The 12,328-nt window shown below is 69.9% G+C and carries 15 protein-coding genes; 8 read left to right on the top strand and 7 right to left on the bottom strand.

Annotated elements, in window-relative coordinates:
- Window positions 1–42: 42 nt before the first annotated feature.
- From E2L08_RS05745 to E2L08_RS05755, 3 genes are read left to right on the top strand one after another with little or no spacing between them, the layout of a single operon-like run.
- Window positions 43–720 carry a cell division ATP-binding protein FtsE gene (locus E2L08_RS05745; protein ID WP_133396099.1) on the top strand — a complete coding sequence of 226 codons (678 nt, stop codon included), beginning with the start codon at window positions 43–45 and terminating at the stop codon, window positions 718–720.
- Window positions 717–1,619: a cell division protein FtsX gene (locus E2L08_RS05750; RefSeq protein WP_370450633.1), complete on the top strand. Its 903-nt coding sequence runs from the start codon at window positions 717–719 to the stop codon at window positions 1,617–1,619. The genes E2L08_RS05745 and E2L08_RS05750 overlap by 4 nt, the downstream gene beginning before the upstream one ends.
- A gap of 41 nt (window positions 1,620–1,660) precedes the next feature.
- Window positions 1,661–2,377 (top strand): lysophospholipid acyltransferase family protein, encoded by a 717-nt coding sequence (locus E2L08_RS05755; RefSeq protein WP_240758128.1) that lies wholly within the window; start codon window positions 1,661–1,663, stop codon window positions 2,375–2,377.
- Here E2L08_RS05755 and pheT read toward each other — a convergent pair.
- Window positions 2,374–4,776 carry a phenylalanine--tRNA ligase subunit beta gene (gene pheT / locus E2L08_RS05760; protein WP_133396101.1) on the bottom strand — a complete coding sequence of 801 codons (2,403 nt, stop codon included), beginning with the start codon at window positions 4,774–4,776 and terminating at the stop codon, window positions 2,374–2,376. The two genes, E2L08_RS05755 and pheT, sit on opposite strands and share 4 nt — an antisense overlap.
- 153 nt (window positions 4,777–4,929) lie before the next feature.
- Here pheT and E2L08_RS05765 point away from each other — a divergent pair, with 153 nt between their 5' ends.
- Window positions 4,930–5,124: a hypothetical protein gene (locus tag E2L08_RS05765; RefSeq protein ID WP_133396102.1), complete on the top strand. Its 195-nt coding sequence runs from the start codon at window positions 4,930–4,932 to the stop codon at window positions 5,122–5,124.
- Between the two features lie 49 nt (window positions 5,125–5,173).
- Here the strand turns inward: E2L08_RS05765 and pheS are convergent, their stop codons facing one another.
- From pheS to pyk, 5 genes are all read right to left on the bottom strand, one after another.
- Window positions 5,174–6,247 carry a phenylalanine--tRNA ligase subunit alpha gene (gene pheS, locus E2L08_RS05770; protein ID WP_133396103.1) on the bottom strand — a complete coding sequence of 358 codons (1,074 nt, stop codon included), beginning with the start codon at window positions 6,245–6,247 and terminating at the stop codon, window positions 5,174–5,176.
- A 415-nt stretch (window positions 6,248–6,662) separates the two neighbouring features.
- The gene (rplT, locus tag E2L08_RS05775; RefSeq protein ID WP_133396104.1) at window positions 6,663–7,028 is read right to left on the bottom strand and encodes a 50S ribosomal protein L20; all 366 of its coding nucleotides are present in this window, start codon (window positions 7,026–7,028) and stop codon (window positions 6,663–6,665) included.
- 12 nt (window positions 7,029–7,040) lie between these two features.
- Complete coding sequence (rpmI, locus tag E2L08_RS05780; RefSeq protein WP_133396105.1) at window positions 7,041–7,241, bottom strand: 50S ribosomal protein L35; 201 nt, start codon at window positions 7,239–7,241, stop codon at window positions 7,041–7,043.
- Window positions 7,242–7,368: 127 nt separating this feature from the next.
- Window positions 7,369–7,614 carry a TVP15 family protein gene (locus E2L08_RS05785; RefSeq protein WP_133396106.1) on the bottom strand — a complete coding sequence of 82 codons (246 nt, stop codon included), beginning with the start codon at window positions 7,612–7,614 and terminating at the stop codon, window positions 7,369–7,371.
- Window positions 7,611–9,056, bottom strand: coding sequence for a pyruvate kinase (gene pyk, locus E2L08_RS05790; RefSeq protein ID WP_133396107.1), 1,446 nt, complete (start codon window positions 9,054–9,056; stop codon window positions 7,611–7,613). The genes E2L08_RS05785 and pyk overlap by 4 nt, the downstream gene beginning before the upstream one ends.
- A gap of 131 nt (window positions 9,057–9,187) precedes the next feature.
- On the opposite strand from pyk, the gene E2L08_RS05795 reads away from it, so the two are divergent.
- Together E2L08_RS05795 and E2L08_RS05800 are read left to right on the top strand one after the other, a co-directional pair.
- Entirely contained in the window at window positions 9,188–9,487 is a 300-nt protein-coding gene (locus E2L08_RS05795; RefSeq protein WP_133396108.1) for a DUF1244 domain-containing protein, read from the top strand.
- Window positions 9,484–9,762, top strand: coding sequence for a hypothetical protein (locus tag E2L08_RS05800; RefSeq protein WP_133396109.1), 279 nt, complete (start codon window positions 9,484–9,486; stop codon window positions 9,760–9,762). The genes E2L08_RS05795 and E2L08_RS05800 overlap by 4 nt, the downstream gene beginning before the upstream one ends.
- Window positions 9,763–9,766: 4 nt before the next feature.
- On the opposite strand, the gene E2L08_RS05805 is transcribed toward E2L08_RS05800, so the two are convergent.
- Window positions 9,767–10,624 carry a D-amino-acid transaminase gene (locus tag E2L08_RS05805; RefSeq protein ID WP_133396110.1) on the bottom strand — a complete coding sequence of 286 codons (858 nt, stop codon included), beginning with the start codon at window positions 10,622–10,624 and terminating at the stop codon, window positions 9,767–9,769.
- 150 nt (window positions 10,625–10,774) lie between these two features.
- On the opposite strand from E2L08_RS05805, the gene E2L08_RS05810 reads away from it, so the two are divergent.
- Together E2L08_RS05810 and E2L08_RS05815 are read left to right on the top strand one after the other, a co-directional pair.
- A complete protein-coding gene (locus E2L08_RS05810; RefSeq protein WP_133396111.1) occupies window positions 10,775–11,731 on the top strand; it encodes an acetyl-CoA carboxylase carboxyltransferase subunit alpha in 957 nt (318 codons plus the stop codon).
- Window positions 11,731–12,174, top strand: a complete 444-nt coding sequence (locus E2L08_RS05815) for a YtoQ family protein (RefSeq protein ID WP_133396112.1) — start codon at window positions 11,731–11,733, stop codon at window positions 12,172–12,174. Before E2L08_RS05810 ends, E2L08_RS05815 begins: the two co-directional genes overlap by 1 nt.
- Window positions 12,175–12,328 lie beyond the last annotated feature (154 nt).

The following is a 12,328-nucleotide window of genomic DNA, read 5'->3' on the forward strand; positions in this document are numbered from 1 at the left end:
GCCCCGAGTGAGGCAAAACACCCCCGCCGGGGGGAGTGCAACGTGATCGAGCTGAGCGACGTCAGGTACGGATATGACGGGACCGCCCTGCTGACCGATATCAATCTCGCGCTCGTGCCCGGATCCTTTCACTTCCTCACCGGACCGTCCGGCGCGGGCAAGACCACGCTCATCAAGCTGTGCTATCTCGAACTGACGCCCTCGGGCGGGCAGGTCATGGCCTTCGGCCGGCCCGCCAGCCGGATGCGCCGCGACGAGATCGCGATGCTGCGCCGCAGGGTGGGCGTCGTTCACCAGGATTGCCGGTTCCTCGATCACATGAATCTGCGCGACAACGTGGCCCTGCCGCTGTCGGTGGCGGGCGAATCGCTGACCGCGCATCGTGCCGAGATCGACGAGCTGATCGCCTGGGTGGGGCTCGCGGATCGCGCCCATGCCCTGCCGGCCGAGCTGTCGGGCGGCGAGAGGCAGCGTGCCGCGCTCGCCCGCGCGCTGATCCTGTCGCCCGACGTGATCCTCGCCGACGAGCCGACCGGCAATGTCGACTGGGAGATGTCGCTCAAGCTGCTGACCCTGCTGATCGAGCTGAACCGCATGGGCAAATCGGTGCTGATCGCGAGCCACGACCTGAACCTGATCCGCGCGGCCAAGGGACAGGCCAACGCGCGGGTTCTGCGGCTGCGGGCCGGGCGGCTGGAAATGGCGGGGGCGGACCTGTGACGCTGATCTCGGACGCCATGTCGATTACCCGGCCCGAGCGCGGCTCGGACGGGGTGGTGCCGCCCACGGGCTTTACCGCGCGGCTGACCCAGTTCACCGCCGCCGGGATGGCCTTTCTCGCCGTTTTCGCGCTGGCGCTGTCGATGGCGACCGAACGGCTGGCCGACCGCTGGGGCGAGGCGCTGGCGCAAAGCGCGACCATCCGCATCTCGGCGCCATCGGAGCAGCGCGCGGCCCAGACCGAGGCGGTGCTGGAGATCCTCGGCGCGACGCCGGGGGTGGCGCAGGCCCGCGCGCTGGACGCGACCGAGCAGCAGGCGTTGCTGGCGCCGTTCTTCGGCCCCGATCTGCCGGTCGAGACGCTGCCGATCCCGCAGCTGGTCGAGATCGTCACCGCCCCCGCGGGGTTCGACGCCGAGGGGCTGCGCCTGCGGCTGCGGGCCGAGGTGCCGGGCGCGGTGCTTGACGATCACACCGCCTGGCGCCGCCCGCTGATCGCCGCGGCCGAACGGCTGAGCTGGCTCGGCATCGGGGCGATGGCGCTGATCGCGCTGATGACGGCGGCGATGACGACGCTGGCGGCGGGCTCGGCCCTGGCCGCGAACCGGCAGGTCTTGCAGGTGCTGCGGCTGGTCGGGGCGCAGGACGGGTTCATCGCGCGCGCCTTCGTGCGCCGGTTCACCTTTCGCGCGTTGACCGGCGCCGCGCTGGGCACGCTGGCCGGCATGCTCGCGATCTGGAGCTTGCCCGAGGTCGCCACGGGGGGCGGGTTCCTGACCGGGCTGGGCTTTTCCGGGGCGGGATGGCTCGCGCCGCTTCCGGTGCCGTTCCTGACCGCGGTGGTCGCGTTCCTCGCGACCCGCATGGCCGCCTTTCGCGCGCTCAGGGCCATCCCGTGAGGCTGTGGCTCTACCTGCGCTCGGCCCTGTTCATCGGGCAGATGTACCTCGTGATGGCGGTCATGGCGCTGGCATGGCTGCCGGTGGTGCTGACGCGGCCCGACGGGGCCAGTCGCGCCATCCGCAGCTATTGCCGCTATGTCCGCTGGTCGGCGCGGGCGATCTGCGGGCTCGCATCCGAGGTGCGCGGCCCCGTGCCCCAGGGCGAGGTGCTGATCGCGTCCAAGCATCAGTCTTTCTTTGACATCATCCTGCTGTGTTCGGTCCTGCCCGCGCCGAAATTCATCATGAAGAAAGAGCTTTTGCGCACCCCCATCGTCGGCTGGTACGCCACGCGCATCGGCTGCGTTCCGGTCGACCGGGGCCGCAAGGGCCGCGCCGTGGCCCAGATGATCGAGGGGGTGAATGCCGGGCGCGGCACCCGGCCCGGACAGCTCGTCATCTATCCGCAGGGCACGCGCACCGCGCCGGGGGCCGATCTGCCCTACAAGACCGGCGCCGCGATCCTCTACGAGCAGCTTTCCGAACCCTGTGTGCCCGTGGCGACCAATGTCGGGGTGTTCTGGCCGCGCAGCGGGCTGCGGCGGTCGCCGGGGCTGGGCGTGGTCGAGTTCCTCGAACCCATCGCGCCGGGGCTCGATCGCGAGGCTTTCATCGAAGAGCTGCGCGACAGGATCGAGACCCGCTCGGACGCGCTAATGGCCGAGGCGGGCTGGACCGCGCCGCTGCCGCCGCCCGCGCGGGACCCGGCCCCCTAGCGCCTGAGCGTCCCGCCCGTCGCGGCCTCGACCTTGGTGACGATCTTCGCCGATACGGCCTCGATCTCGGGCTCGGTCAGGGTCGCGGTCTGGGGTTGCAGCCGCACCGCGATGGCGAGCGAGATCTTGCCCTCGCCGAGGCTCGCCCCCTCGAACCGGTCGAAGACGCGCACATCGGCCACCAGCGCCTTGTCGGCGCCCTGGGCTGCGGCCACGACGGTCTGCGCCTCGGTCCGGGCATCCAGCACGAAGGCGAAATCGCGCTCCACCGGTTGCAGGTCCGACAGGTCGAGCCGCGCGCGCGCCGCGCCCTTGCGGCGCGGGGCCGGCACGGCGTCGGGCCAGACGACGAAACCCACGGCCGGGCCTTTCACGTCCATCGCGCGCAGCACCCGCGGGTGCAGCTCGCCAAAGACGGCCAGCACCTTCTTGCCAAGGCTGATCTGCCCGTGCCGACCCGGATGCCACCATGCCTCGCCGTCGCGCCGGATCTGGGCGTTGGCGGGGGCGCCGATGGCGGCCAGCACCGCCTCGGCCGCGGCCTTGGCGTCGAAGGCATCGCGCGGGCGTGCGGTGCCGTGCAGATCCTTGGGGCCGGTCGCCCCGACGAAAAGCCCCGCCGCCTCGGTCCGCTGGTCGCCCGGCTCGCCGCCGGTAAAGCCCGCGCCGACCTCGAAAAGGGCAAGGTCGGACTGCCCGCGTTTCTGGTTGCGCGCCGCGGCCAGCAGCAGCCCCGTCAGCAGCGAGGGCCGCAGATGCGACAGGTCCTGGCTGATCGGGTTCTCGAGCGCCAGCGCAGCATCGCCGCCGAACAGCTCGGCCGAGGCCCGGTCGACGAAGGCATAGCTCACCACCTCGTTCATGCCGAGCGCGGCGCAGGAGCGGCGCGCGGTCTGCTCGCGCGACTGGGCGAGCGTCAGGATCGGGGCCGGCACGCCGGGGCGCGGCCGCGGCAGCGCGCGCGGCGCCAGCCGGGTGAGCGAGGCGATGCGCGCGACCTCTTCGACGAGGTCGGCCTCGCCCTGCACGTCGGGCCGCCAGGACGGAACCGCCGCCATGTCGCCATCGAGCGCGAAACCCAGCGCCTCGAGCGAGGCGCGTTGCGTGGCCGGGTCGATCTCCATCCCCACGAGGCTTTGCACCCGGTCGGTGTCGAGCCGGTAGCGGCGCGCGTGATCGGGCGCGGCGCCGGCCTCGACCACGTCCGAGGCCTCGCCGCCGCACAGATCGAGGATCATCCGCGTCGCTTCCTCGAGGCCGGCGCGGGTGAAGGCCGGGTCGACCCCCCGTTCGAAGCGGTAGCGCGCGTCCGAGTTGATCTTGAGCGCGCGGCCCGTCTGCGCGATCCGCACCGGGGTCCAGTAGGCCGATTCGAGGAACACGTCGGTCGTGTCCTCGCCGACGCCGGTGGGCGCCCCGCCCATGATGCCGGCGATGCTTTCGGGGCCATTGGCGTCAGAGATCGCGATCATGCCGGGGGCGAGCGTATAGTCGCGCTCGTCCAGCGCGCGCAGCGTCTCGCCGCCCTCGGCCCGGTGCACCCGCAGATCGCCCGACACCTTGGCCGCGTCAAAGACGTGCAGCGGGCGGTTGGCATCGAAGGTAAAGAAATTGGTGATGTCGACCAGCGCCGAGATCGGCCGCAGCCCGATGGCCTTGAGCCGCTCCTGCAACCAGCGCGGCGAGGGGCCGTTGACCACGCCGCGGATCAGCCGCCCCGTGAAATGCGGCGCGTCGTCCAGCGCGTCGTCGTCGATCGAGACGCCGATGGGGCAGGGAAAGGCGCCCTCGACCGTGACCGGATCACGGTGTTTGAGCCGTCCGAGCCCCCGTGCGGCGAGGTCGCGCGCGATGCCCCGCACGCCCAGCGCATCGGGGCGGTTGGGGGTGATCGCGATCTCGATCACCGGATCGACGGCGCCGGGGCGGTTCGCGGCCAGCCAGTCGGCAAAGCTGGTTCCGACCTCCGACGCGGCCGACTCCTCGGGCAGTTCGATGATGCCCTCGTGTTCGTCGGACAGCTCGAGCTCGCGTTCCGAGGCCATCATGCCGTGGCTCTCGACGCCCCGGATGCGGCCGATCTGGATGGTGGTGTCGATGCCCGGAACATAGGTGCCCGGCGCGGCCACGACGACGGTGATCCCGGCACGGGCATTGGGCGCGCCGCAGATGATCTGGCTTTCGCCCGCGGCGGTGGCCACGCGACACACCCTGAGACGGTCGGCATCGGGATGCGGCTCGGCCGCGAGAACCCTGCCGATGGTAAAGGGGCGCAGGCGGGCGGCGGGGTCCGAGATATCCTCGACCTCGAGGCCGAGATCGGTCAGCGCCTCGGCGATGGTGTCGAGCGACGCGTCGGTGTCGAGGTGGTCCTTGAGCCAGGACAGGGTGAACTTCATCTCCGGCTTCCCGCTTGTGGCATGGCGAGTGGGGGTTAGCCCACGGATGGGGAAATGAAAAGCTGACCTCGACCCGTTTTGGAAACAGACAGTTTAGGCAAAACTAAGGCTGTCTGACACAATCGTGCCACAATTCGGGCCGAAAATCACCGCATGACACATCGTGGACCCATCCTTATCCTGATCGCGCTTTTCTTGGTCGCCGTGCCGGCGGTCCGGGCCGTCGGTCCGAACCTGCCGCTGATCGGGACGGTATCGCTGGGGGCGCTCTGCCCCGGCTCGGCCATGTCCAGGGAACCGTCGCCGCTGAACTTCCTCTGCCGCGCCGGCGTCCTGCCCGCGGGCTGAGGTCCGGGCGGCCGAACCGCCCCGAACCCTACGCCCGACCGGCCCGCCGTCAGACCCCCGCGCGCAGCGTCGGAACCTGGAGCGCGCCGAAGCCGTAATGGCGCAGCCAGCGCAGGTCGCTGTCGAAAAAGGCGCGCAGGTCGGGGATGCCGTATTTCAGCATCGCAAGCCGGTCGATCCCCATGCCGAAGGCAAAGCCCTGCCATTGCTCGGGGTCGATGCCGCCCGCGCGGAGCACCTTGGGATGAACCATGCCCGAGCCCAGAACCTCGAGCCAGCCGTCGCCCTCGCCGACCTTGACCGTGCCCCCTTCGAAGCTGCACTGGATGTCGACCTCGGCCGACGGCTCGGTAAAGGGGAAATGCGAGGCGCGGAACCGGGTGCGGACCTCGGTGCCGAAAAATGCGGTAAAGAACTGCTCGAGCACCCATTTCAGGTGGGCCATCGAGATATCGCGATCCAGCGCCAGCCCCTCGACCTGGTGGAACATCGGCGTGTGCGTCTGGTCGTAATCGGCGCGGAAGGTGCGGCCGGGACAGATGACGCGCAGGGGCGCGCCCTGCGCCTCCATCGTGCGGATCTGCACGGGCGAAGTATGGGTGCGCAGCACATGGGGCGGCCGGTCGTCGCCCGCCGCGCGCGACATGTAGAACGTGTCGTGTTCCTGCCGGGCGGGGTGATGGGCGGGGATGTTCAGCGCGTCGAAATTGTACCAGTCCGATTCGACCTGCGGCCCCTCGGCCACGGCAAAGCCCATGTCGCCGAAGATCGCGGTGATCTCTTCCCAGACCTGGCTGACGGGGTGGATCGTGCCGCGGCCCGGATCGGGCGCACCCCGCGCGGGCAGCGTCACGTCGAGCCATTCCCGCGACAGCCGTTCCTCGAGCGCGGCATCCTCGAGCGCGGCCTTGCGCGCGGCGATGGCCGAGGTGATCTCGTCCTTGAGCGCGTTGAGGCGCGGACCGGCCTCCTGCCGCTCTTCGGGGGTCATGCGGCCCAGTTCGCGCATGGCCAGCGACACCTCGCCCTTCTTGCCGATGGCGGCAAGCCGCGTGTCCTCGAGCGTGGCCTCGTCGGTGGCCGCGTCGATGCGGGACAGGTATTTCGCGCGCAGGTCGTCCATTCCGGCCTCCTTGAGGGCAGTCCGCGCGCGGTGCTACCGCGCGGGTCGCTGCATGACAAGGCAGGCCGGAGGGCGATGCGCCAACGCCGCGGCCCGGCTGACCGCCGATCTGGCGGGCCGGGTCGCGTGCGTGGTGTAAAAGAGGGGCCGGCGCCGGCCCCGATGTGATCCGGTCATGGACTGCCCGCGCGGACCGGATGCCATCCCGGCCGCGTGATCGTGGACATGGCGCGGCCGATGAGCCGCGCCCCGTGGATCGACCGCGCCGGGATGTAAGCCCGGACGCGCAAGAGCTCTCGCCGCCATGGATAGCCGCCGCGGGTGAAGATCGCGTAAACGCGGCGCCCGCCCCCGAACGGAAAAGGGCCGCCCGGTGACGGGGCGGCCCTTGAATCGCTGGCGATGCGCGCGCGGCTCAGGCCGGCAGGGCGCCTTTCGCCTGGTCGACGATGGCGTTGAACGCATCGGGCTCGTGCACGGCGAGATCGGCCAGCACCTTGCGGTCGACCTCGATCCCGGCCAGCGCCAGACCGTTGATGAAGCGCGAATAGGTCAGCGATTCGTCATGGGCGCGGACGGCGGCGTTGATCCGCTGGATCCACAGCGCGCGGAAATTGCGCTTGCGGTTCTTGCGGTCGCGCGTGGCGTACTGGTTCGCCTTGTCGACGGCCTGGGTGGCGGTGCGGAAGGCGGTGCTGCGGCGGCCGTAATAGCCTTTCGCGGCCTTGATGACCTTCTTGTGACGGGCGTGGGTGGTCGTTCCACCTTTGACTCGGGCCATGGTCGGACCTCCTTAACCGGCGTAGGGCATGTAGCGCTTGGCGAGCTTCTGGTCGGGCTCGCTCAGCACACGGGTTCCGCGGGCGTCGCGGATGAACTTGTTCGATCGCTTGATCATGCCGTGCCGCTTGCCGGCATGGCCGCCCATGACCTTTCCGGTCGCCGTCACCTTGAAACGCTTTTTCGCGCTCGATTTCGTCTTCATCTTGGGCATTTCCGTCTCCTCGTGCGGGGTCGGTGTCGCGCGGGGGACTCGGCATGCCACATCGGCCGGCCCCCGCGGTTGAAGCGCGGTCTATAGGCAGATCGCGCGCCCCGCGCAAGACCCGCGGGCCGCCGGGTCAGTTCACGATCTGCGCCACGACGCGGACGAAGGAATGGGGGATCTCGGCGAAATCGTAGATGCCCGGATATTCGCGGAACACCAGCCAGATCAGCCCGCCCCCGATCGCGCAAAGCACGATCGCGACCAGCGGCAGGCGGCGGTCGGCGAAGGCCGCCAAAAGCGACGGCACGCCGAGCGCGATGAGCAGAACGCCCGCGACGATGGCGTAGTCGGGGTCGATCTGCCCGAGCGCGTCGATCATCCGGGGTCGGTCGCCGAGATCAGCCGCTCTTCGCAGGGGGCGACGCGCAGGATGTTGGTCGTGCCGGCGGTCCCGAAGGGCACGCCCGCGGTCACGACGATCTGGTCGGCGGGCTCGGCGAAACCCTCGTCGCGGGCGGCGCGGATGGCATAGATCACCGCCTGCTTGAAGCGTTCGACCTCGCCGGTCAGCACGCAATGCATGGCCCAGCTCATGCACAGCCGCCGCGCGGTGGCGGGGATCGTGGTCAGCGCGATGATCGGGACGCTCGGCCGCTCGCGCCCGACCAGAACCGCGGTGCGGCCCGATTCGGTAAAGCAGCAGATCGCCTTGATATCGGTGGTCTCGGCGATCTCGCGCGCGGCCGACACGATGGCGTCGGCCACCGTTTCCTTGAACCCGCCGCGGCTGGCGTTGATGACGGCGAGATAGGTGGGGTCGTGCTCGACCTCGATCGCGACGTTGTTCATCGTCGTCACCGCCTCGACCGGGAAGGACCCGGCGGCCGATTCGGCCGAGAGCATCACGGCGTCGGCGCCCTCGTAGATGGCGGTGGCCACGTCGCTGACCTCGGCGCGGGTGGGGACGGGCGAATCGATCATCGACTCGAGCATCTGGGTGGCCACGATCACCGGCTTGGCCGCGGCGCGCGACTTGCGCACCAGCCGCTTCTGGATCGGGGGCACGTTCTGCACCGGCAGCTCGACGCCCAGATCGCCGCGCGCGACCATGATGCCGTCCGAGGCCGCGAGGATCGCCTCGAACTGGGCGACGGCGGCGGGTTTCTCGATCTTGGACATCAGCGCGGCGCGGCCCTTGACCAGCTCACGCGCCTCATCGACATCGGCGGGCCGCTGCACGAAGCTCAGCGCGAGCCAGTCGATGCCCAGCTCGCACAGGAACTCGAGATCCTCGCGGTCCTTTTCGCTGAGCGCGGCCAGCGGCAGCACCACGTCGGGCACGTTCACGCCCTTGCGGTTCGAGATGGTGCCGCCCACCATGACCTCGCAATCGGCATGATCGGGGCCGCAGTCGCGCACCTTGAGCCGGATCTTGCCGTCATTGACCAGCAGGGTCGCGTCGGGCTCGAGCGCGTCGAAGATTTCCTTGTGCGGAAGCTGGACGCGCGTCGCGTCGCCCTCGGCGGGATCGAGATCGAGCCTGAAGCTCTGCCCCACCTCGAGATGTTCCTCGCCCCTGGCAAAGGCGCCGACGCGCAGCTTGGGCCCCTGGAGGTCGGCAAGGATCGCGATGGGCCGGCCGACATCGGCCTCGACCTTGCGGATGATGCGGTGCCGCTCGGCGATTTCGTCGTGGTTGCCGTGGCTCATGTTCAGGCGGAACACGTCGGCGCCGGCCTCGAAAAGGGCCCGGATGCACTCGTAATCGCTCGAGGCGGGGCCGAGGGTCGCGACGATCTTGATCTTCCGCAGGCGTCTCATGACATACTCCCGTTAGCGTATTTCAGGCTTATGGGCGAAAGCCCTTTTGGCCGCAACAGGGCCGGTGCGGCGGGCTTGACGCATCGCCCCGCGGCCCACACCTGCAAGACGAGCGACAGGGGAGAGACCGCATGGACGACGCCACAAGAACCGAACTCGAGGCGGCCGCGTTCCGCCGGCTGCGCGATCATTTGCAGGCCCGCAGCGACGTGCAGAACATCGACATGATGAACCTCGCCGGGTTCTGCCGGAACTGCTTGAGCCGCTGGTATCAGGAGGCCGCGGCCGAGCGCGGCATCGACATGGGCAAGGAGGATGCGCGCGAGGCCTTTTACGGCATGCCCTATGCCGAGTGGCGCGCCGCGCACCAGACCGAGGCGAGCGACGACCAAAAGGCCGCCTTTGCCGAGTCGCACAAGCACGCGACATGACACGGATCGCCGCCGCCCTGCTGGCCGCCTGCCTCGCGTTGCCCGCGGCGGCCGTGGCGGACCAGCGGGGCGACACGGTCGCGCGCCCCAACCCGCAGCTCGCGCTGAGCGTGGCGCGGCGCGCGGCCTTCTACGGCGTGGCCATCGCCCCCGAGGCGCTGACGCTGGCACAGGCCGCGGCGTTGCACATGGCGATGGTGGCGGGCGGGCGTTCGCGCGTCGAGACACGGCGCCGGATCGAGCAGATCCTGCGCAGCGACGCCTTTCGCGACTGAACCCTTACAGCGCCGCGCGGCGGCTTTCGTCGATATAGATCTCGCGCAGGCGCCGCGCGACCGGGCCGGGGGTGCCGCCGCCCACCGCCGCCCCGTCGATCTCGATCACCGGCAGCACGAAGGCCGAGGCCGAGGTGACGAAGGCCTCGTCGGCGGCGCGGGCCTCGTCGAGGGTAAAGGGCCGCTCTTCTATCTGCATCTGCGCCTCGCGCGCGAGCCTCAGAACCGCCGCGCGGGTGATGCCCGACAGGATCTCGTGGCCCAGCCCGCGGGTCACGATGCGTCCGTCCTTGACGATATAGGCGTTGTTCGACGTGCCTTCGGTCACGGCGCCGTCCTCGATCATCCAGGCGTCGTCGGCGCCGCGGGCCCTGGCCTCCATCTTGGCCATGGACGGATAGAGTAGCTGCACCGTCTTGATGTCGCGCCGGCCCCAGCGCAGGTCGGGCAGCGACACGACGCGGATGCCCTCGCGCGCGGCGGGGGTGTCGGCAAGCCCCGGCTTGGCCTGCGTGAACAGAACCACGGTCTGCGGCGTGTCGGCGTCGGGATAGGCGAAATCGCGGTCGGCCGCGCCGCGCGTCACCTGCAGATAGATCAGCCCGTCCTCGATGGAATTACGCGCCACGAGGTCGCGGTGAACCGCGAGCAGCGAGTCACGCGGCATCGGCATCGGCATGCCCAGCTCGCCCAGCGACCGTTCGAGCCGCGCGGCATGGCCGTCGAAATCGATCAGCCGCCCGCCCAGCACGCTCGTCACCTCGTAGACGGCGTCGGCAAAGAGAAACCCGCGGTCGAAGACCGAGACGCGCGCGGCATCCTCGGGCAGGTAGTCGCCGTTGACATAGACGATGCGGGTCATGGGCCGGGCTCCGGTTGCTTTGCCGCGCGGATGCCCTGTCGCGCCGGATCGGTCAAGCGCCGAGCGGGGGGGGCAACCCCGGCCGGGCGCGGGGCGTTGAACTTCCCGGCCGGTGCGGCTAGGCCAATCGCGGCGCGACCGGAGGGCGACATGCAGTATCTGGACTTCGAAAAGCAGCTTTCCGAGATCGAGGGCAAGGCCGAGGAACTTCGGACCATGTCGCGCGGCGAAGGGGCCGAGGACGTGTCCGACCAGGCGCGCGCGCTGGACGAAAAGGCCCGCGCCCGGCTCGAGGCGCTGTATCGCAACCTCACGCCCTGGCAGAAATGCCAGGTCGCGCGCCATCCCGAACGGCCGCATTGCCGCGACTACGTGCGCGAGCTGTTCACCGACTGGATGCCGCTTGCGGGGGACCGGGCCTTTGCCGACGACCAGGCGGTGGTGACGGGGATCGGCCGGCTCGACGGGCGCGCGGTGATGGTGGTCGGCCACGAAAAGGGCCACGACACGCGGTCGCGGCTCGAGCACAATTTCGGCATGGCCCGCCCCGAAGGCTATCGCAAGGCGCGCCGTCTCATCAACATCGCCGACCGGTTCGATATCCCGGTCATCACGCTGATCGACACGCCCGGCGCCTATCCCGGCAAGGGCGCCGAGGAACGCGGCCAGTCCGAGGCCATCGCCCGCGCGACGCAGAAATGCCTCCAGGTCGGGGTGCCGCTGGTGTCGGTCGTGATCGGCGAGGGCGGGTCGGGCGGCGCCGTGGCCTTTGCCGCGGCCAATGCGGTCGCGATGCTCGAACATTCGATCTATTCGGTGATCTCGCCCGAGGGCTGCGCCTCGATTTTGTGGAAAGACAGCGACAAGATGCGCGAGGCCGCCGAGGCGCTGCGCCTGACCGCGCAGGACCTGCGCAAGCTCGGCGTCATCGACCGCGTAATTCCCGAACCGCTGGGCGGCGCGCAGCGCGCCCCGAAAGAGACGATCGCCGCCGTCGGCGAGGCGCTGAAATCCATGCTCGCCGGGTTCGACGGCATGGACCGCGACACCCTGCGCCAGGCGCGGCGGCAGAAATTCATCGACATGGGAACGGAGGGTCTGGCCTGATGAAGGTATATCTCAGCGGCGAAATCCACACCGACTGGCGCGAGCGTATCGAGACCGGCGCCGAGGGCTTGGGCATCACCTTTACCGCGCCCGTCACCGATCACGCCGCCAGCGACGATTGCGGCGTGGCGATCATGGGGCCCGAGGACGACAAGTTCTGGCACGACCGCAAGGGCGCGTCGCTCAACGCGATCCGCACCGGGCTGGGCCTGCGGCAGGCCGATGTCGTGGTCGTGCGCTTTGGCGAGAAATACAAGCAATGGAACGCGGCCTTCGATGCCGGGATGGCCGCGGCGCTGGGCAAGCCCTTGATCGTGCTGCACGATCCGGAACATGCCCACCCGCTGAAAGAGGTCGATGCCGCGGCCAATGCCGTCTGCGAGACGCCCGAGCAAGTGGTGGATTGCCTGCGCTACGTCCTGACCGGCAAGCTGCCGGGCTGAGCGCGCCGCGTTAACGCGATCTTCATGCGCGGCGTGGCATGACACTGGGGCGCGCATGAAGGAACAGCGGGATCGGGGCCTGTCCGGCCTGGAAATCGGACGGGCTGCCAACGGTCTCACCGGTGGGATTCACGGCCGGGGGTAGCGCCCCGTC

It is taken from the genome of Palleronia sediminis, from assembly GCF_004358695.1.
Classification (GTDB): domain Bacteria; phylum Pseudomonadota; class Alphaproteobacteria; order Rhodobacterales; family Rhodobacteraceae; genus Palleronia; species Palleronia sediminis.